This is a genomic window from Vescimonas coprocola, from assembly GCF_018408575.1.
Taxonomy (GTDB): Bacteria; Bacillota; Clostridia; order Oscillospirales; family Oscillospiraceae; genus Vescimonas; species Vescimonas coprocola.
On the sequence record NZ_AP023418.1, the window covers coordinates 260,044 to 280,589 of the forward strand.

Annotated in this window: 18 protein-coding genes and 1 rRNA gene; 13 read left to right on the top strand and 6 right to left on the bottom strand. The window is 60.2% G+C overall.

Annotated features, from left to right (window positions below):
* Positions 1-29: 29 nt before the first annotated feature.
* The 11 genes from rrf (at position 30) to KJS28_RS01355 (ending at position 12,960) form a co-directional block, all read left to right on the top strand.
* A 5S ribosomal RNA gene (gene rrf, locus KJS28_RS01305) occupies positions 30-145 on the top strand.
* A 591-nt stretch (positions 146-736) separates the two neighbouring features.
* Positions 737-2,188 (top strand): hypothetical protein, encoded by a 1,452-nt coding sequence (locus KJS28_RS01310; protein ID WP_213541431.1) that lies wholly within the window; start codon positions 737-739, stop codon positions 2,186-2,188.
* A 473-nt stretch (positions 2,189-2,661) separates the two neighbouring features.
* Positions 2,662-3,213 carry a hypothetical protein gene (locus KJS28_RS01315; RefSeq protein ID WP_213541432.1) on the top strand — a complete coding sequence of 184 codons (552 nt, stop codon included), beginning with the start codon at positions 2,662-2,664 and terminating at the stop codon, positions 3,211-3,213.
* Between the two features lie 65 nt (positions 3,214-3,278).
* On the top strand, positions 3,279-5,582 hold the full coding sequence (locus KJS28_RS01320) for an ABC transporter substrate-binding protein (RefSeq protein WP_213541433.1): 2,304 nt from the start codon (positions 3,279-3,281) through the stop codon (positions 5,580-5,582).
* A gap of 214 nt (positions 5,583-5,796) precedes the next feature.
* Positions 5,797-6,783: an ABC transporter permease gene (locus KJS28_RS01325; protein ID WP_213541434.1), complete on the top strand. Its 987-nt coding sequence runs from the start codon at positions 5,797-5,799 to the stop codon at positions 6,781-6,783.
* 18 nt (positions 6,784-6,801) lie between these two features.
* Positions 6,802-8,481 carry an ABC transporter permease gene (locus KJS28_RS01330; protein WP_213541435.1) on the top strand — a complete coding sequence of 560 codons (1,680 nt, stop codon included), beginning with the start codon at positions 6,802-6,804 and terminating at the stop codon, positions 8,479-8,481.
* A gap of 154 nt (positions 8,482-8,635) precedes the next feature.
* A complete protein-coding gene (locus KJS28_RS01335; RefSeq protein WP_337363215.1) occupies positions 8,636-9,649 on the top strand; it encodes an ABC transporter ATP-binding protein in 1,014 nt (337 codons plus the stop codon).
* Between the two features lie 2 nt (positions 9,650-9,651).
* The gene (locus KJS28_RS01340; RefSeq protein ID WP_213541436.1) at positions 9,652-10,671 is read left to right on the top strand and encodes an ABC transporter ATP-binding protein; all 1,020 of its coding nucleotides are present in this window, start codon (positions 9,652-9,654) and stop codon (positions 10,669-10,671) included.
* Entirely contained in the window at positions 10,668-10,937 is a 270-nt protein-coding gene (locus tag KJS28_RS01345) for a hypothetical protein (protein ID WP_213541437.1), read from the top strand. The genes KJS28_RS01340 and KJS28_RS01345 overlap by 4 nt, the downstream gene beginning before the upstream one ends.
* A gap of 113 nt (positions 10,938-11,050) precedes the next feature.
* Positions 11,051-12,331: a M18 family aminopeptidase gene (locus KJS28_RS01350; protein WP_213541438.1), complete on the top strand. Its 1,281-nt coding sequence runs from the start codon at positions 11,051-11,053 to the stop codon at positions 12,329-12,331.
* 230 nt (positions 12,332-12,561) lie between these two features.
* A complete protein-coding gene (locus KJS28_RS01355) occupies positions 12,562-12,960 on the top strand; it encodes a nicotinamide mononucleotide transporter (RefSeq protein ID WP_213541439.1) in 399 nt (132 codons plus the stop codon).
* Here the strand turns inward: KJS28_RS01355 and KJS28_RS01360 are convergent.
* The 4 genes from KJS28_RS01360 to KJS28_RS01375 form a co-directional block, all read right to left on the bottom strand.
* Positions 12,921-13,928: a hypothetical protein gene (locus KJS28_RS01360; protein WP_213541440.1), complete on the bottom strand. Its 1,008-nt coding sequence runs from the start codon at positions 13,926-13,928 to the stop codon at positions 12,921-12,923. The two genes, KJS28_RS01355 and KJS28_RS01360, sit on opposite strands and share 40 nt — an antisense overlap.
* A 147-nt stretch (positions 13,929-14,075) precedes the next feature.
* Positions 14,076-14,900 carry a putative RNA methyltransferase gene (locus tag KJS28_RS01365; protein WP_213541441.1) on the bottom strand — a complete coding sequence of 275 codons (825 nt, stop codon included), beginning with the start codon at positions 14,898-14,900 and terminating at the stop codon, positions 14,076-14,078.
* Positions 14,897-16,291: an MATE family efflux transporter gene (locus tag KJS28_RS01370; protein ID WP_213541442.1), complete on the bottom strand. Its 1,395-nt coding sequence runs from the start codon at positions 16,289-16,291 to the stop codon at positions 14,897-14,899. Before KJS28_RS01370 ends, KJS28_RS01365 begins: the two co-directional genes overlap by 4 nt.
* An 8-nt stretch (positions 16,292-16,299) precedes the next feature.
* Positions 16,300-17,433, bottom strand: coding sequence for a cysteine desulfurase family protein (locus KJS28_RS01375; protein WP_213541443.1), 1,134 nt, complete (start codon positions 17,431-17,433; stop codon positions 16,300-16,302).
* Between the two features lie 147 nt (positions 17,434-17,580).
* Here KJS28_RS01375 and mtaB point away from each other — a divergent pair, with 147 nt between their 5' ends.
* Both mtaB and yfbR read left to right on the top strand, forming a co-directional pair.
* Entirely contained in the window at positions 17,581-18,867 is a 1,287-nt protein-coding gene (mtaB, locus tag KJS28_RS01380) for a tRNA (N(6)-L-threonylcarbamoyladenosine(37)-C(2))-methylthiotransferase MtaB (protein ID WP_213541444.1), read from the top strand.
* 1 nt (position 18,868) lies between these two features.
* Positions 18,869-19,441, top strand: coding sequence for a 5'-deoxynucleotidase (gene yfbR / locus KJS28_RS01385; protein WP_213541445.1), 573 nt, complete (start codon positions 18,869-18,871; stop codon positions 19,439-19,441).
* Positions 19,442-19,707: 266 nt separating this feature from the next.
* On the opposite strand, the gene rpmF is transcribed toward yfbR, so the two are convergent.
* The gene (gene rpmF / locus KJS28_RS01390) at positions 19,708-19,905 is read right to left on the bottom strand and encodes a 50S ribosomal protein L32 (protein ID WP_021858452.1); all 198 of its coding nucleotides are present in this window, start codon (positions 19,903-19,905) and stop codon (positions 19,708-19,710) included.
* A 57-nt stretch (positions 19,906-19,962) separates the two neighbouring features.
* On the bottom strand, positions 19,963-20,463 hold the full coding sequence (locus KJS28_RS01395) for a YceD family protein (RefSeq protein WP_213541446.1): 501 nt from the start codon (positions 20,461-20,463) through the stop codon (positions 19,963-19,965).
* Between the last annotated feature and the right edge of the window lie 83 nt (positions 20,464-20,546).

Consider the following 20,546-nt stretch of genomic DNA (forward strand, 5'->3'; position numbering starts at 1 on the left):
GTTCGGTTTTGAAGGTGTAAGCTTTCATAGTTGGTGCTGATTAGGGCGAGGGTCCACCCGTTCCCATCCCGAACACGGAAGTTAAGCTCGCTTCTGCCCACAATACTTGGCTGGAGACGGCCCGGGAAGATAGGTGGCGCCAACACAAGAGGAGATATCCGAAAGGATATCTCCTCTTTTTATGCTTGCGAAGGCATAGGGCTTCGAGGTAAGCAACATAATGCGGTTTTCAGAGGGAGTGTGCCGAATACGTCCCTTTCTTGCACATATCCGGTAAAAGTAGAGGGATGGATTTATCAATGATGACGAAATTTGACGAATGGTACTTGCGTTTTGGTGGAAACGGTGTTATGATGCAACTATCAAGTGTGCGGCGAAAAGCCCATGGGCTTTTATCGTTTCAAAGAAACGATAAGGAGGGTTCAAGGAAAATACGGATTTCCGAAAAATGCGTCTGTTATTGCGAAGCCAGTGCTCACACGGGCTGTGGCGATCCGTATTCCCTTTGTGGCAGTTTCCGCAAAAGCCCAACGGCCAAGACCCGCACATGCAAAAAAATTAGGGGGAAGATACTATGACAAACCGCAAGAGTACCAAACGGGCCTTGCTGGGCAGCGTCATGGCCATGGTTCTGTGCCTGGCCATGTTGGTAGGCGCTACCTTCGCATAGTTCACCGACACCGCAAGCACCAACGTCAACAAAATTCAGGCCGGTAAGCTGGATGTGGCGCTGGAAATGAAGGATGCCGCTGGCCAGTGGGTCTCCGCCGAGGGCAAGACACTGAACTGGGTCAAGGCTGCTGCGGGCGAGCAGGTTCTGTGGGAGCCGGGCTGCACCTATACCCTGCCGGAGCTGCGTGTGGTGAACAACGGCAATCTGGCCCTGAAGTACAAGCTGGTCATCAGCGGTATTCGGGGCGATGCCGAGCTGAACAACGTCATCGACTGGGCCGTGACGTTGGACGGTGCGGCCTACGCCTTGGGCGAGGAGCACCATCTGGCCGCCAAGAACGGTGAGACCGTGGATGCCGATGTGCTGACCATCTCCGGCAAGATGCAGGAGAGCGCCGGCAACGACTACATGAATAAGTCTATTGACGGCATCGCCATCACTGTGGTGGCTGCGCAGGACACCGTGGAGAGCGACAGCTTCAACAATACCTATGATGCCAACGCCCAGTATCCGGCGATGCCCTATGTGACCTCTCACGAGGCCCTGAACACCAATCTGACGCTGGCGGATATCCCCACCAACGAGGCTACCGGCAAGCATGATCCGGTGGAAGTCGCGCTGGGCAACACGGATGCCGGCGATATCGCTTACAGCGAGCATAGTTCCGGCTACACCGGCAAGGGTGTGATGCTGGGCAGCACCAAGCTGAACAGCTATGCTGCGGCCCCGGCAAAGGCTGGCGAATACACCTTTGTGTTCAAAAACGGCACCATCAACAGCGCCGCCACGGGCTATTCCTCCATCGACAATTTGAAGGATACTTCCGTCTATATGCTGGTTCCCGGCAACAGCGATGTGGTGTTCGAGAACATGACCTTCAACGGCGTGGTGAGCTTCGATATCCAGATGTACACCTCTCCGTGGAGCTATCTGCACTCCATCACCTTCAAGAACTGCACCTTCAACGGTATCGTCGTGGGCTCCTGCCCGGCGGAGAAGGCAATCTTTGACGGCTGCACCTTCAACAACTACACCAATGCGATCTATGCCAATAACTCCAACCCCATCTGGTGGCGTGCAGGCACCGGCTACTGGGGTACCGGCGCAGATGAGAGTGTCCACTCCCTGAAGGAGTTTACCTTCGTGAACAACAAAGTCACCAGCACCCGTCCGGTAAAGATCGAACGCATCGGCTGGAACTGCACGGCCGGGATCACGATTCTGGACAACACCTTTGACATCAGCAAGCAGGCCGGAGATTCCGAGACCAAGAATATGGCCATCAACATCGGTCAGAGGGATAATACCAGCAAGTTTATCCTGACGGATGACGGCAACACCATCTCCGCCGGCACGGCGTCTCTGTATACGGCGGCGCTGGGCAGCGGATCCAACCAGTATGTGGCGGTTTACGGCAGCAAGGTGCTGGACCGGAACGGAAATGATAAGGTCATCACGGCCATGGTCTGGAAGACCACCACCGGCGAAACCTTTGACATGAAGACCATCGACTGATCTGGTGGGGAAGAAAGAATAGCAAAGGGGGAGAACCGCCTTACGGCGGTTCTCCCCCCTTTGACGCAGGTCCTGCCGCTCTTTGCGTAGACAGTTGTATCCGAAAATGGATACGGAAGCGGGAGACGGAAGTGTCGATGAAGCGGCACGTCATTTGAGAGGAAAGATGACCGACGGCCATGGAAAATGATGCCGGAGGAAGTCAGAGCTTTTTTCATGTGCTGATATTCCTGTGAAACTTTGTTACTTCTGCCGAAATTTTTCTTCGGAAATCTGCTATTTACCAAAAAAACCGGGGTGAAGGTACAAATTCTGCAAAATGACAAAAAAAGTTGATGTTTGTGTTGAAATGCAGACGGAACTGTGGTAGAATCATAGAAACATCGGTGTTCACAGAAAGGCAATAAATGTACGCCTACTGTGTGTACCATGATCTCAGCGGCTGCCGGAGGCGGCCCTCGGAAGGAGCAGGCATGGCTGACAAGAAGAAAAAACAGGCTGGCCGCCGTGCCTATCTCAACGATTTTCATCGGGATCTTACCGGGGCCTATATCTATGACGGCAGCCATTTCCACTTTGCCGGGGACGGCTGGAAGCAGGTGCTCCTGCGGCTGTGGGCGCTGGGGATCGTGCTGGTGGTGCTGGTGCTGGCGGGAGGCTTCTCCGGCGAGGCCATGTCCCACTGTGTGTTCCAGATCCTGCCCTATCTCGTGGAGGTGGGAGCCGTGGGCAGCGTCGTCTGGGCGCTGGTGCGGCTGACGTCCGGCGGCGAGACGCTGCGGGCCTACGTCTACAAGGCCACCGTTCAGGCGCTGCCGGGACGGGCCGTGCTGGTGATGTGCGCCGCCGGGGCCGGAATACTGGGAACGGCGCTGTGCATGATCGTCCACGGGACGGCGGGACGGCTGGCGGGGCTGCTGCTGTGCCTTCTGCTGAAGGCGGCGCTTCTGGCCGTGGCATGGCTGCTGCGGCGCTATGTGCAGACCCTGCCGTGGGAAGGGCCGCCGAAGGAAACAGCGGACTGATGCTTCATGTGTGAACGTCGGATAGCGATATCCGTTTTGTTCAAATATATTTAAGGAGGATCCCAATGAAAAAAGTAACTCGTATCCTTGCTCTTGCGCTTTCCGTTGTGATGTGCCTGAGCTTGGTCGTCGGATGCGGCAAGAAAGATGGCGGCAATTCCGGCGCAAAAGACACGCTGGTCGTGGGTTATTCCCCGTTCAGCAGCAAGTTCTCCCCCTTCTTCTCAGAGACTGCTTACGATCAGGATGTTTACATCATGACCGCACTCCCCCTGCTCACTAGCGACCGTACTGGCGCTATCGTTGAGAAGGGCATCAAGGGCGAGACCCGCAGCTACAATGGCACCGACTATACTTACTATGGTCCTGCCGACATGACCGTCAGCGAGAACCCCGACGGCACCGTGTACTATGATTTCACCCTGCGTGACGATCTGAAGTTCTCCGATGGCGAGCCCATCACCATCGACGACGTCATCTTCTCCATGTACGTTCTGTGCGACCCCACTTATGACGGTGGTGCCACCCTGTACGCTCAGCCCATTCAGGGTATGGCCGAGTACCGTTCCGGTATGTCCACCATGTCCAAGTATCTGGGCGAGCTGGGTGAGGGCAGCACTGATTTCTCCGTGGTTGACGAGGCCACTCAGAAGGCTTTCTGGGATGCCGTCAACGACGGCGGTGTGAAGTTCGCTCAGGAGATCGTGGACTACATGGTCGCTAACGCCGGCGTTGCCGAGGGCGATGTCAAGGCCGCTGCTGCCGGCTGGGGCTTCGATGGCCTGGCTGACGATGCTACCGCTAAGGATCTCTTCCTGGCCATTGCTGCCAAGTATGACTGGAACTTCTCCGCCATGGAGGCTGAGACTGCCGGTTCCGCTCTGTCCGATCTGCTGCCTGCGGATGTGTACGCCGCCTCCACCAAGGCTGTCACCTTCGGTGAGTCCGCTGCCAGCATCACCGGTATCCAGAAGACCGGCGATTACAGCATGCGTGTTGTGCTCAGCGAGGTCTCCGCTACCGCCGTGTATCAGCTGGGCGTTATGATCGCTCCTATGCACTACTATGGTGAGAAGGACAAGTACGATTACGCCAACAACAAGTTCGGCTTCGACAAGGGCGATCTGTCCCATGTCCGTTCCGTCACCACCCAGCCCATGGGCGCTGGCCCCTACAAGTTCGTTAAGTTCGAGAACGGTACTGTGAACTTCGAGGCCAACGATTCCTACTATCTGGGCGCTCCCAAGATCAAGTACGTCAACTTCCTGGAGTCTCAGGAGACCGATAAGCTCAACGGCGTCGTCACCGGCACCATTGATATCGCCGATCCTTCCTTCAGCGCCGACACCGTGAACGCTATCCAGCAGCAGAACAGCAACGGCGAGCTGAACGGCGACAAGATCACCGTCAACACCGTGGATAACCTGGGCTACGGCTACATGGGCATCTCCTCTGTGGCCGTGAACGTGGGCGGCGATCCCGGTTCCAAGGCCTCCAAGGACCTGCGTAAGGGTCTGGCCACTGTGTTTGCCGCTTACCGTGAGCTGAGCGTCGAGTCCTACTATGGCGAGCGTGCCAGCGTGATCAACTACCCCATCTCCAACACCTCCTGGGCTGCTCCTCAGGCAACTGACGCCGGCTATCAGGTGGCCTTCTCCGTGGATGTCGATGGCAAGCCCATCTACACCTCCGGCATGAGCGCCGATGACAAGTATGCCGCCGCTAAGACCGCTGCTCTGGGCTTCTTCCAGGCCGCCGGCTATACCGTCGAGAACGGCAAGATCACTGCCGCTCCTGAGGGTGCCAAGATGCAGTATGAGGTTCAGATCCCTGCCGACGGTACCGGCAACCACCCCTCCTTCATGATGGTCACCGAGGCTAAGAAGGCCCTGGCTGAGATCGGTATGGATATCGTGGTCACCGACCTGTCCGATTCTACCGCTCTGTGGGATGGCATCCGGGCCCGTCAGGTAGATATGTGGTGTGCCGCTTGGAACGCCACTGTGGATCCTGATATGTATCAGATCTACTACGCCGACGTTGCCGACTTCAACGGCGACATGGGCAATGGCTACAACCCCATGGGTGGTCCCGATCAGGGTAACTCCAGCTACATGTACTGCGTCGCTGACGAGGAGCTGGATAACATGATCCTGGAGGCTCGTAAGTCTCTGGATCAGTCCTATCGTAAGACCCTGTACAAGGCTTGCCTGGACACCATCGTTGACTGGGCTACCGAGGTGCCTGTCTATCAGCGTCAGAACGCTATCATCTTCAGCACCGAGCGTGTCAACATCGACACTGTGACTCCCGATATCACCACCTTCTATGGCTGGATGAGCGAGATTCAGAACATGGAGCTGAAGTAAGCAATTTGCTTATAATGGCATCCGGTCAGTCCTGCTGACTGACTGAGCAGACCCGGCGAACCGGTGGCCACTGCGGTCACCGGTTCGCCCCGGCTGCATATCGGGAAGCGACTTTCAAAAAATATGCAGGTCGCTGCCTGATGTGCAGTGGGCTTTGCGGCATGGCGTCTGAGCGGCGCCGGCCCGTTGTATCATCAGAACGGAGGTTGAATTTGTGCGAAAATATGTTTTGAAAAGAATACTGATTTCCATTGTGATCCTGTTCTTTGTTTCGTTCATCATCTATGGCTTGATGCGCTGTCTCCCGACGTCCTATATCGAGAGAATGGCACAGCAGAAGGCTATGGCGCCCGGCTCCAAGGGCTATGAGGAGTGGCTGGCCCAGCTGGAAGAGATGTATCATATGAACGGCGGGATCATTTCCGGCTTTTTTGCGTGGATGGGCGAGATGTTCACTGGCAACTTCGGTGACAGCTGGCTGTACACGGTGCCGGTGCTCCAGAAGTTTAACGAAACGGTGTGGCTGTCCTTCATCATGGGCGGTATCGCCTTCATTCTGGAGATCATCATTGCCATCCCCTTGGGCGTGCTGGCTGCCACCAAGCAGTACAGCAGGACGGACTATGCCATCTCTGTTTTTGCGTTGGCCGGTATCTCCCTGCCTACGTTCTTCTTTGCATCCCTGCTGAAGCTGGTCTTTTCCGTGAAGCTGGGCTGGTTCGACCTGTACGGTCTCATCGGCCGTAACTATCAGCAGCTGTCTGCAGCCGGTCAGTTCTGGGACAAGGCACATCACCTGGTGCTGCCCATCGTGACGCTGGTGGTCATCAGCGTCGGTTCCCTGATGCGCTACACCCGCACCAATATGCTGGAGGTGCTGAACGCCGATTACATCCGTACCGCACGGGCCAAGGGCCTGTCCGAGCGGAAGGTCATCTATCACCACGCCTTCCGCAACACGCTGATCCCGCTGGTCACCATCATCGGCGGCAGTCTGCCGGGTCTGTTTTCCGGCGCTCTGATTACCGAGACCCTGTTCGGCATCCCCGGCATCGGCATGACCTCGTATAATGCCATGGTGGGCGGCGATATCCCGTTCTCCATGTTCTATCTGACGTTTTTGGCGATTCTGACCCTGCTGGGCAACCTGATCTCCGACGTCCTGTATGCGGTGGTCGATCCCCGTGTACGTATCGCTTAAGAAAGGAGGAAATAAACGATGGCAGATCATAACGAGAATCTGAAGGATACTTTGAATGAAGAGATCGAGCACGCCGACCAGAAGCCGGCGGAGGAGCACTATTCTCTGAACGACGACCGCCGTGTGAAGGTGCTGTCCCCCGGTATGCTGGTGGCCAAGCGCTTCTTCCGGAACCGCCTGGCGGTGACCGGTATGGCGATCCTCGTGTTCATGTTTGTTTTCTCCTTTATCGGCGGACTGATCTCCCCCTATGAGCAGGATAAGTTCTTCTACGCCGATAAGACCATCCGCCGGGAGTTTGCGGCGGTCATCAAGAATACGGAGTTCCGCTATTCTTCGGCGGACGATTCCGTGTTCGGCCTGCCTGCTCAGGCGCAGGCTATGCTGGCCATCCAACAGCAGAAGGACGGCTTTACCTACCGTGACAACAGATTCACCCTGACCAAGGAGGCGGAGGACTTTTACAGCGTCTCCGTAAATGGTCAGGTGGTGGGTCTTGCCTACAAGAGCGTGGTGAGTCCCTCCGCTTCGGACGCCACCCTGTCCTTCGAGTTCACCTATCAGGCCCTGAAGGCCTATCTCACCGACGGTGCGGATACCTTCACGGCGAACGGCAAGACCTACACCGTGGATGAAAGCGGCAGCGTCATGGACGGCACCACCGAGGTGGCCTATGTCAGCCCCTACGTGGTGCAGGCTCTGATGCCAGACGTGTTCCTGTCCCGTGACTTCAAGGATAAGCTCATCGACACCATCAACGCCGGCGGCGAAAAGTTCACCTACACCGACGAGTCCCTCATCGTGGATGAGGAACCCGCCACCGATGAGGAGGACGGTACCAACAGCGCCATCACCCCCGACGACAGTCAGATGCCTGATGACACGCCCCAGAGCGCTACGGCGGAGTATGATATCTCCTTCGACGCTGCCACCAACAGCTGGTCCGTTCTGCAGGAGCAGACCAGCCGCCAGTACGATAAGTATTCCGCTCCCAGCAAGGAGCACCTGATGGGTACCGACGGCTACGGCATGGATATGCTGACCCGACTGATGTACGGCGGCCGTGTGTCTCTGATGATCGGTTTCATCGTGATCATCATTGAGACGGTCATCGGCGTCATCTTCGGCGGCATTGCCGGTTACTTCGGCGGCTGGGTGGATAACCTCATCATGCGTGTGGTGGATATTTTCTACTGCATCCCCTCCATGCCCATCATCATCATTCTGGGCGCCGCCATGGACGCTCAGCGTGTGGATGGCTGGCTGCGAATGATATACCTGATGCTGATCCTGGGCTTCCTGGGCTGGGCCGGTATCGCCCGTCTGGTCCGTGGCCAGATCCTGTCCCTGCGTGAGCAGGAGTTCATGACGGCCACCGAGGCCTGTGGCATCAGCGTCTCCCGCCGGATCTTCAAGCACCTGATCCCCAACGTCATTCCTCAGCTGATCGTCAACTGCACCATGAGCTTGGGCTCCGTGATCATCACCGAGGCCACCCTGTCCTTCCTTGGCTTGGGCGTGAAGTTCCCCTTCGCTTCCTGGGGCAACATCATCAGCGACGTGAATAACACCCACGTGCTGACCAACTACTGGTGGGTGTGGATCCCCGCCGGTCTGCTGCTTCTGCTGACGGTTCTGGCCTTCAATCTGGCCGGCGACGGTCTGCGGGATGCGTTCGACCCGAAGATGAAGCGCTGAGAAAGGAGGAGCCTGTATGTCTAAGAAGAATGAGACCGGCTATCTGTCCGCTAAGGAATCCCGGCGCATCTCCCGTGAGAATCGCCGCATCACAGATCAGCTGGAAAAGCGCCATAAGCGCAAGAATGTGCCGGAGTCCGAGTATCTGACTCAGATGAAGGATCCCAACAACGCACTGGAGATCGAGAATCTGCATACCTACTTCTTCTCGGATGTGGGTACCGTCCGTGCTGTGGACGGCGTCTCCTTCGACGTCCCCATCGGCAAGACCGTGGGCGTGGTGGGCGAGTCCGGCTGCGGTAAGTCCGTTACCAGCCTCTCCATCATGCAGCTGCTGCAGCGGCCGCAGGGCCAGATCGTGGACGGCGAAATTCGTCTGAACCTCGGCAACGGCAAGTGCTACGACATCACCAAGACCCCCACGGAGCGGATGCAGAATCTGCGGGGCAACTATATGTCCATGATCTTTCAGGAGCCCATGACCAGCCTGAACCCGGTGTTCCGCATCGGCGCTCAGCTGGACGAGGTCATTGCCCTCCACGACGGCGAGGGTAAGAGCAAGGAGGAGATCAAGGAACGCTCCATCCACCTGCTGGAGATGGCCGGTATCGCCAACTGCGAGGGCGTGTACAATATGTTCCCCCACGAGCTGTCCGGCGGTATGCGCCAGCGTGTCATGATCGCCATGGCCCTGTCCTGCAACCCCAAGCTGATCATCGCTGATGAGCCGACCACGGCTCTGGACGTGACCATTCAGGCCCAGATCCTGGATCTGCTGCGGAACCTGAAGAACAAGATCAATTCCTCCATCATGCTCATCACCCACGACTTGGGTGTTATCGCAGAGATGGCGGACTACGTGGTGGTCATGTACGCCGGTCGTGTGGTGGAGAAGGGTACGGTGGAGGAGATCTTCGCCAATCCCGCCCACCCCTACACCATCGGCCTGATGGCCTCCAAGCCCGTGGTGGGCAAGAAGGTGGATAAGCTGTACTCCATCCCCGGCAAGGTGCCTAACCCCATCAATATGCCGGACTACTGCTACTTCAAGGATCGCTGCGAGATGCAGGTGGAGAAGTGCAGCGGCGAGTATCCCCACATGATCCAGCTCTCCCCCACGCATATGGTCAGCTGCTATCGTTACTTTGACGGAAAGGTGGGTGAATAACCATGGCACACGAGAAGAAAGCCGTTGAAACGCCGGTGGAGTATGATCCCCAGTACATTCTGCAGGTCAAGGATCTGAAGAAGCACTTCCCCATCAAGGGCGGTATGATCAGCAAGACCGTAGGCCATGTGAAGGCCGTGGACGGCGTCACCTTTAACCTCAAGCGCGGCACTACCATGGGTCTGGTGGGCGAGTCCGGCTGTGGCAAGACCACCACCGGCCGCACCATCCTGCGTCTGGCCGGCGAAAAGACCGGCGGTCAGGTGCTGTTTAACGGCAAGGATGTGTACGCCCTCTCCGACAAGGAAATGCGGGATATGCGCACGAAGATGCAGATCATCTTCCAGGATCCCTTCTCCTCTCTGCAGCCCCGTATGCCCGTGGGCGAGATCATCGGCGAGGCAGTGCGTGAGCACGGTCTGGTGAGCAAGGAGGAGTTCGATGATTACATCGATCAGGTCATGGATAACTGTGGCCTGCAGCCCTTCCACAAGGACCGCTATCCTCACGAGTTTTCCGGCGGCCAGCGGCAGCGTATCTGCATTGCCCGTGCGCTGGCCCTGAACCCGGAGTTCATCGTCTGCGACGAGCCTGTGTCGGCTCTGGACGTGTCCATTCAGGCTCAGATCATCAACCTGCTGAAGAATCTACAGGAAAAGTACAACCTGACGTATCTCTTCATCTCCCACGATCTGTCCGTGGTGGAGTACATCTCCGACACGGTGGGTGTCATGTATCTGGGCAATCTGGTGGAGTACGGCGCTACGGAGGACATCTTCCGCAACCCGCTGCACCCCTACACCAAGGCCCTGTTCTCTGCCATCCCGGTGCCGGATCCCACGGTAAAGATGGATCGTATCGTGCTGGAGGGCTCCATTCCCTCCCCGGCGAATCCGCCGGCTGGATGCAAGTTCCATACCCGCTGCGCCAACTGCATGGAGAAGTGCAAGACCGAGGTGCCTCAGCAGCGTGAGATCGAGCCGGGCCACTATGTGGTCTGCCATCTGTACGACGAGGCATGAGCGACCAGCACAAGGAGTGGGAGGACGACGGCCGCACGGTAGCGGATATGTCCGGTTTGGACCGACCGCCCCTGTTCGGTCATAAAGAGGGGACCTCCCGGAAGAAGCAACAGGAGCCGTCCGACGGCGACTATGTGCCGCCCTTGTCCAGAGGCGACCGATGGGCGTTCCTGCTGGGCACCATGAAGGCGTCCCTGCTGATCGCACTGGCGTTTCTGGGCGGCCTCGGCCTGTGTATCTGGCTGTTGACGCTGCTTCTGCACTGAACCACACCGTCCGAAAGGGTGTGCTGCTTCCGGCAGCGCACCCTTTTTCCATACCATACGCTGTGGCTGCTCTCCGGGAGAGCAGCCACCCATGATGAGAAAGGAAGAATAAGATGATCTCTGCAATGCTGCAATACATCCAGCGCAGCCCCGACTGCTTCCACGCCGTGGAGGAGCTGCGCCAGCGTCTGCTGCGGGAGGGCTACACGGAGCTGCGGCCCGGCCGGTGGCAGCTGACGGCAGGAGGGAAGTACTTCACCACCAAGAACGGTTCCTCTCTGATGGCTTTCCGCATCCCACAGGAGGCCCCCGCCGGCTTCCTGCTGACCGCCAGCCATTCCGACTCTCCCTGCTTCCGTCTGCGGGATCATGCGGAGCTGACAGGGGAATATATCCGCCTGTCCGCCGAGCGCTATGGCGGCATGATCAATGACAGTTGGCTGGATCGGCCCCTCAGTGTGGCGGGTCGGGTACTGGTCCGCCGGGAGGGCGGACTGGAGGCCCGTCTGGTGGATCTGAAGCGGGATGTGGCCCTGATCCCCCGTGTGGCCATCCACCTGAACCGGGAGACCAACAATGGAGTCAAGTACGACCCGGCCCGTGATCTGGTGGCCCTGTACGCTGCCGGAACCGGCAGCGGCAGCTTCTATCGGGAGGTGGCCAGAACGGCGGACTGCGCCCCGGAGGACGTGGTAGCCGGGGATCTGGTGCTGTACAACAACCAGCCGGGGACCGTCTGGGGGCCGGAGGGCGAGTTCGTGTCGGCCCCCCGGCTGGACGATCTGGCCTGTGTGTTTGCCTGCACCGAGGGCTTTCTGACGGCGCAGGAGCGGGACATGGTGCCGGTGCTGTGCGTGTTTGACAACGAGGAGATCGGCTCCGAGACCAAGCAGGGGGCGGCCTCCGTATTCCTGCCGGAGACGCTGGCGGCCATCTCGGAGGCGCTGGGCCTCTCCGCCGCCGACCACCGGGCGCTGCTGGCGGACAGCATGATGCTCTCCTGCGACAATGGCCATGCCCGCCATCCCAACCACCCGGAGCTGGCGGACACCAACGAGGCCCCGGTGCCCAACGGAGGCGTGGTGGTGAAGCACTCCCCCCGCTACGCCACGGACGGCGTGTCCGCCGCCGTGTTTACGGAGCTCTGCCGCCGGACAGAGGTGCCGGTGCAGCACTACGCCAACCGCCCCGATCAGATGGGCGGGGCCACGCTGGGGAACATCGCCGACACCAAGCTGCCCATCCCCACGGTGGACATCGGCATGGCCCAGCTGGCCATGCACTCCTGCTTCGAGACCATGGGCAGCCGGGACGTGGAGACCTTTGTCCGGGCCGTGCGGGCCTGCTATGAGAGCAGCCTGCGCTTCACGCCGGAGGGCGTGGCGCTGCGGTAACGGGGCAGGGAAGCCCACACACCCCATGAGAAAACCATAAAACCCACAGGGCGGCGTAGAAAAACTCTGCGCCGCCCTGTCGTTTATGGGAAATTTTGCAGGTTTTCATGGTAAAACATTCCTGTTATATGGATATTGCTACCGAGCAGTAGATGGGAAAGCATTCGTTTGCACATCGTCAGGTCTTAGAAGATGTGTATGCGGGTGCTGTTTTTTTGGAGGCCGACCTTATGTGGAGAAAGCTGCTGCAATATTTTTCCAGAGCCGAGAGGCTCCTGTGGGGCCTGTCGGTGGTGTTCATCGTCGGATCCTTCTGCGTCTTTGACCGGGAGAATTATCTGACGCTGGCCGCCTCGCTGATAGGCGTCACGTCGCTTATCTTCAACGCCAAGGGAAACCCCATCGGACAGGTGCTGATGGTGCTCTTTAGCCTGCTGTACGGATTCATCTCCTATACATTTGCCTACTACGGCGAGATGATCACCTATCTGGGCATGACCATGCCGATGGCGGTGCAGCCAACAAAAACCGGCAGACGCCATGCGTCTGCCGGTTTTTTCCTAAAGCTATATCCTGAAAAAGCTGCCCATCAGGGCGTGACGGCGCAGGTGTGTCCCAGCGCCTCATAGCTGTCGCCGCAGACCTGCCACGAGCCGTCCGTCTGCCGCCGGAGGGTCAGGGTATGATCCACGGAGGTCCGTGTGGCGGCGATGACGCCCTGCCGCAGGTGATCCACCCGTAGGATCTCCCGAAAGGTCACCTGCACCGTCTCGCCGCTCTGCTGCATGGGGGCAAAGTAGGCGGGGCGGCACTGTACATCGTAAATGACGGCGTACTCGTCCACGGCGGCCTCCGCCAGAGCCTGTGCATCCTCCCGCAGGGGAGCGGTGCAGCACGCCGGGGCGGCGGGGGTTCGCCCGGCCATGACGGCGGCCCGCAGGTCCAGATAATTCTGGATGCCGGCGAGGATGTCCTCCGACGGGAGGGAGGCGGTGCCGCAGCCGCTGAGATAGCCGCACAGATCGGACTCCTCGCAGTCGTCGCCCACCACCTGCCAGCCTTGGGCGGTACGGTTCAGGGTCAGATGGTGCAGAGAGCCGTAGCCGAAGGTATCGCCGGTGGTCTGGGTGAGGTCGCTGGAATAATTGGCCTCCACCCGGAGAGAGGCCCACACCTCCACCGCATCCTCACTGCGGTAAATAGGGTTCATGGGATACACCTGTACCCGCTGCTCCCCCCAGATATAGCTGGACCACAGGAAGCCACGGGTCAGTGCCTCCTGACGCAGGGTGTCCGTGGTATAGGGCTCCTCCGGCAGAGGATCATCGGGTCGGGCCAGAGCGGTGCAAAGCATGGTGGTATAGGAGAGGATGGCCTGCTGCTGTTCCTCCGTCAGGGTCTCCGCCTCCCCGGCCAGCTCACAGGTAATGACCGGCTGGAAGGGCGCACGGCGCAGGGCCTCGTCCTCCGCCGTGGGGGCCTGAGGTGTGGAGGGGCCAGAGGGAGCGGCAGGGGATGTACCGCAGCCGCTGAGAGCCGTTATCAGCAGCAGTAGGACGCACAGAAGAAGCGACAGGCGGCGGAACAAACGGTTCATGGGATACCTCCTTTTTTACACCAGATGACGACAAATTATGATTATAATGTATAATATAGAGCGCAATATGTCAAGAAAAAACAGAGAGTTTCACAAAAAGTGGGCGCTGCATAGCAGCGCCCATCGGCAGAGAAAGCTTTGGCAGCCTCACGCCTCCCGGCGAAAGACATGGATATCGAAGCTGATGGTGACCGCCAGCTCCTCCAGCGCCGCCAGACGCTGACAGCCGGACTTGGGAGTTTTCCAGTAGTAGGGGGTCATCTGGAACAGGGCGTGGAGGTCCTCCTGCCCCAGCACCCGGATGCGGTCCTCCACATGGCGGATCTCGGCGTAGGCGAAGCCTTCGTAGGGAGTCTCCTTCACCTCGTTGGGATAGGGGTGGTCATAGAGCACCTGCTTCAGCTCCCACAGGTGCTTTTCCGACGGCACCACATAGAGAAACGTGCCGCCGGGCCGGAGCGCCCGCCGAAATTCCTCCAGCGCCAGCGGAGAGAAGCAGTTGAGCAGCAGATCGATGGATCGGTCCGCCACCGGCAGGTGATAGGAGGAGGCTACGGCGAACTCCACATCCTTTTCCCGCTTGGCGGCCCGGCGGAGGATGGCCTTGGAGATGTCCGTCCCCGCCATGCACGGCATCCTTCCGGCATCCCGCAGCGCCCGGTAGACGGCGCTGGCGTAGTATCCCTCGCCACAGCCGGTGTCCAGCACCGCCGGATGCTCCGGGGCATAGTCCAGCGCCAGACGGCACAGGGCATCCCGCAGGGCGGCGTAGTAGTCCTTGCTGAGAAAGGCACTGCGGGCGGCGGCCATGCCCTTGTCGTCACCGGGCATTTTGGAATGCTTGCGGTTGGCGGGCAGCAGATGGGTGTAGCCCTCACGGGCCACGTCATAGCTGTGGCCCGCCGGACAGCGGTAGCGCCCCGGCTCCCGCTCCAACGCCGCCCCGCAGATGGGGCAGACGAACAGGCTCATTGCCCACGCTCCTTTCGGACGGTGACGTCGTGGATCCACTGTCCCGTGCGGATACGCAGGGCGCACAGCGGCACCTTCAGCAGGCTCTCCGACTGGATGGCGGCGGCGATCCACCAGTAGTCCGCCTTCAGCACCAGCGCCAGCAGCGCCGTCAGGGGCAGGGCCATGCACCACTGGGGCCCCACGTCCAGCAGGGTGGACCAGAACACGTCGCCGCCCGCCCGCAGCACGCCGGTGACGGCGGAGATGGAGTAGGCGTGGAGGGGGATGGACAGAAAGCCCGTCACCGCCAGCGCCGTGGCGATGGCGGCGGATTCTCCATAGAGCTTGAACAGCGGGAACACCACCGGCACGAACAGCGTCGGCACCAGCAGCAGAGACAGGGCCGTCAGCCCCGCACCCACCAGCGCCGTGAACACCAACAGTGTCCGGCTCAGGTCCATGACCTCCTGATGGCTGCGGCCCTCACCGATGGATTTGCCGATTATCACGGCGGTGGCGGCACCCAGACCGAAGCACACCACCAGGAACAGGCGGTTGAGGTTGCCCATCACGGCGTTGGCTGCCAGCATCTCTACGGAGTTGTCGGTGTAGCCCAAGATCACCGTCAGCATACTGTTGCCGAGGCCCCATGCCGTCTCATTGAGGACCACAGGGGAGGAGTACTTCACGAACCGCCGGAGCATCTCCCAGCCGGGGCGGAAGAAGGCCCGCCACTGGATGGGCAGGAGCCTGCTGCGGACGGCACAGAAGCTGCACACGGCGAACTCTGTGATGCGGGCCAACAGGGTGGCCACGGCGGCACCCTGAATGCCCAGCGCAGGCAGGCCGCACTTGCCGAAGATCAGCAGGTAGTTCAGCCCCGTGTTCAGCACCGTGGACATGGCAAACAGCTTCATGCCGAAGCCGGCGTCCTCGGCGCTGCGCCGGGCGCTGACATACAGGGACGAGAGCATATTGAACACATAGGAGATGCCGATGAGCTTCAGATACGGCGCACCCAGCACCGACAACTCATGGTTATTGGACAGCAGATCCATGATCTCCACCGGCCACAGGTACAGCACCGCCGCCAGCACCACCGTCAGGCCGGTACCCAGCATGGCCGCCACGCCGATGGCACGGCTGATGTGCTCCATATCCCGCTTGCCCCAGTACTGGCTCACCAAAATGCTCAGGCCGCTCTGCACGCCGAACACGATGGAGATCAGCAGGAACACCGGCACGTTGGCGGTGGTGACGGCGGCCATCTGGGTGTTGCCCAGCCAGCTGACCATCAGCGTGTCCATCAGGCCCAGTGTAAAGGTGATAAGGTTTTGCAGGGCGATGGGGCCGGTCAGACCCCACAGATACCGGTAAAAGCCCGGTTCACGTTTCAGACATTGCAGCATGGTTAACCTCACAGCATGGAAAATCTCGTATTTTTGTGGCGCAGCAGCGCCTCGTACAGGGCGTCGATGTCGCCCTCCGTGGTTTCCGGCCCGAAGCTGAGCCGCAGCACCCCGGCGGCGGTCCTTTTATCCAGCCCCAGAGCGGCATAGCCCCGGCTGGCCTTGCCCCGGTGACAGGCGGAGCCTGCGGACAGGCAGATGCCCTGACTGCCCAGATCGTTGATGACGTTGGCACTGGGATAGCCCACCAGAGATACCGCCAGAATGTGGGGGGCCTCGCCGCCGCCCACCGGCACCACGCCGGGGATGCTCAGCAGCCGCTCCCGGCAGTAGGCCTTGATGCGGGCCATGTGGGCAAGCTTTTCCTCCAGCCCCTCCTGCCGCAGCGCCACGGCCTTGGCAAAGCCCGCTATCTGAGCGGTGGCCTCCGTGCCGGAGCGCAGCCCCTCCTCCTGCCCGCCGCCGGCCAGCAGGGGCCGCAGGTTCCGCAGGTCCGGACGGACGTACAGAGCGCCGATGCCCTTGGGGCCGCCGATCTTGTGGGCGGACAGGCTCATCAGATCCACGCCCCACCCCGCCGGAGCGCAGGGAACCTTCAGAAAGCCCTGCACGGCGTCGCAGTGGAGGAGCGCACGGCTCCCCCGCTCCTTCAGCAGCCGGGCGATATCCGCCACAGGGAAGAGACACCCCGTCTCGTTGTTCACCAGCATCACGGACACCAGTACCGTGTCCTCCCGCAGGGCCTCCGCCACCTGCCCGGCGGAGATATGCCCCGTGCGGTCGGGCTTGAGGTAGGTGACCTCATACCCCTCCTGTTCCAGCTGGCGGCAGGGCTCCAGCACGGCGCTGTGCTCCACAGCAGTGGTGATGATGTGCCGCCCCGTGTGGCGGCCCTGCCATGCGGCGGCCCGGATGGCCCAGTTGTCCGACTCCGTGCCGCAGGAGGTGAAGTGCAGGGCCGATGGCTGGCACCCCAGCGCCCCGGCGATGGTGCGGCGTGCCTCCTCCACCAGCTCCTTGGCCTCCCGGCCCAGAGGATACTGGGCGGAGGGATTGCCGAACTGATGGCGCAGCACATCGTACATGGTATCCGCCACAGCCTCCGGCAGGGGCGTGGTGGCGGCGTGGTCCAGATAGATCATAGCGCAGACCTCCCGTTTTTTCAGAAAAACCGGCGCCGGACAGGGGGGAGGGGCAAAGACCCTCTTGCCACCGGCGGCCGGATACCGTATAATGTAGACAAATTCTTATTATATCGGAGAAAACCGCAAAGTGCAAGGAGAATCCCCATGCGAGTTGCTATTTACACCCTCGGCTGCAAGGTCAACCAATACGAGACGCAGGCCATGGAGCAGGAGCTTCAGCGGCGTGGCCACACGCTGGTGGACTTTGAGTCCCCGGCGGACGCCTACATCATCAACACCTGCTCCGTCACCGCCGTCAGCGATAAAAAATCCCGGCAGATGATCCGCAGGGCCAAGAGCCGCAATCCCCAGGCCGTGGTGGCTGCCTGCGGCTGCTATGTGCAGACCCACACCCCGGAGGCTCAGGAGCTGGGCATCGACCTCATCGGCGGCACCGGCGACCGGATGGAGTTTCTGACCCTGCTGGAGCAGGCGGCGGAGGACCACCGCAGCCGTGTGGCGGTGGATGAGGCCCTGCGCCGCCGCACCTTCGAGGTGCTGCCTGCCGGAGGCATGGCGGCCCGGACACGGGCCATGCTGAAGGTGGAGGACGGCTGCGTCAACTTCTGCACCTACTGCATCATCCCCTACGCACGGGGGCCGGTGCGGTCCCTACCGCTGGAGGAGGCGGTGCGCCAGACGGAGCAGCTGCGGCGGGAGGGCTACCGGGAGGTGGTCTTTACCGGCATTGAGATCTCCTCCTGGGGACAGGATTTCAAGGACGGCCGCAGCCTCATCGACCTGCTGGAGGCGGTGTCGCAGGCGGCGGGAGAGATGCGCCTGCGGCTGGGCAGTCTGGAGCCCCGCACCGTGACGGAGGATTTCTGCCGCCGGGCCGCCCGGCTCCCCAACCTCTGCCCCCAGTTCCACCTGTCCATGCAGTCCGGCTGTGACGCCACCCTGCGGCGCATGAACCGCCGGTACGACACCGCCCGGTTCCTCCGGTCCGTGACTCTGCTGCGGCAGTACTTTCCCCGGCCCGCCATCACCACGGACCTGATCTGCGGCTTCCCCGGCGAGACGGAGGAGGAGTTCTCCCAGACGCTGGCTTTCCTGCGCCGCTGCGACTTTGCCCAGATGCACATCTTCCCCTACTCCATCCGCCCCGGCACCAAGGCGGCGGAGATGGAGCAGGTCCCCGGCCCGGTGAAGGAGGAGCGTGCCGCCCGTGCGTCGGCGGTGGCGGCGGAGCTGCACCGTGCCTATCTGCAGGGCTGCGTGGGCCAGACTTATCCCGTGCTCTTCGAGCAGCGCAAGGACGGCTGCGCCGCCGGCCATGCCCCCAACTATATGCCGGTGGAGGTGCAGACACAGGAGGATTACCATAACACCGTTCGTCATGTGAAGATCACAGGCGTAGTAAACGATATCCTGATGGGAGAGGTGACATAACATGGAACACTTTTTTGCCTATACGTCCCGGATGCGGTTCATCTCCCGCTGGGCGCTGATGCGTAACAGTCAGCCGGAGAACATTCAGGAGCACAGCCATCAGGTGGCAGTGCTGGCCCATGCGCTGGCGGTGATCCGCAACCGCTGCTTCGGTGGCCGGGTGGACCCCGGCACGGTGGCGGTGGCGGCCCTGTACCACGACGCCAGCGAGATCCTCACCGGGGATCTGCCTACCCCCATCAAGTACTACAATCCCGCCATCCGGGATGCCTATAAGCAGGTGGAGCACATCGCCTGCGGCAAGCTGGTGGGGATGCTGCCGCCGGAGCTGCAGCCGGACTTTGCCGAGGCCCTGACCCCCACAGACCCGGAGGTGGAGGAACTGGTGAAGGCGGCGGACAAGCTGTCTGCCCACATCAAATGTCTGGAGGAGCTGAAGGCCGGGAATCTGGAGTTCCGCCGGGCGGCGGAGCAGACGGAGCAGGCGCTGGATGATTTTCATCTGCCGGAGCTGACCTATTTCCGGGAGCATTTCCTCCCCAGCTTCCGGCTGACGCTGGATGAGATGGAGTAAAATAAAGCGCAGGAGAGACGGCTCGTCTCCCCTGCGCTTGATTCATTATGAAGCTTGCGCCTTGCGTTCTGTGCATGGCGGCAGGCTTTTCGCAGCTGTGTCCTCCGACCACCCCGCGGCGATCTTCTGCCGTGGCACGGCATCACCCATGCTGCGGCACAGACCATGATATCCCGCCGAAGCAGGCACCATACATACAGACCTTCCCTGCAAAAAGAAAAGCAGGCGGAAAGCCACGCTTCCCGCCTGTCAAGGACACACGATCATTATTTGCCAGCGGCCACGGACTTGACCTGCTTGACCTCACGGCCATTGTAGGTACCGCACTCCGGGCACATTCTGTGAGGCAGATGCAGCGCACCGCACTTGGTGCAGGCCACCAGACCGGGAGTCGCCAGCTTCCACACGGAGCTGCGTCTCTTGTTGCGTCTTTGCTTGGATACTTTTCCCTTGGGTACTGCCATGTTGACACCTCCTTGGTCTTAACTGCCTGAGCAGTAATTGATAGTATAGAGAGCGCTTTACTCCTTCTCCTGCAGGAGACTGGCCAGCTTGGCAAGCCTCGGATCCACCTGCTTTTTACAGCGGCAGGGCTCCCGGTTGAGGTTCACGCCGCAGCCGGGGCAAAGACCCTTACAGTCCTCGGAGCAAAGAGTTTTCGTGTCCATGTCGAGAATGAACGCATCTCTGGCCAATTCCGCCAGATCCACCTCGTCGTGCTCCAGCAGGATGATCTCGTCGCTGTCCTCCTCCTGCTTCTCCTCGGCCAAAACGCACGAGTAAGAAACGGACTTGGGCGCATCGAACTCCTCCATGCACCGGTCACACACGCAGTGCAGCGTCGTATGCATCTCCAGCTGGCACAGCAGAACCCCGGCCTGATTCCGAATACGGCCTTCCACAGTGACCGGACGGATAATGGGCGCAGCGCCGCCGAAATCCAGCTGAGACAGATCCATCTCAAACCGGACCTCCTGACTGGCGTCGGGGGTATGCAGCAGTCGGTTTACATTCAATCGCATAGTACACCTCTTAATGACACGAATAGTATTATAGAGGATTGCACCCGGCTTGTCAAACATTTTCTGCGAAATATTTTGACAAT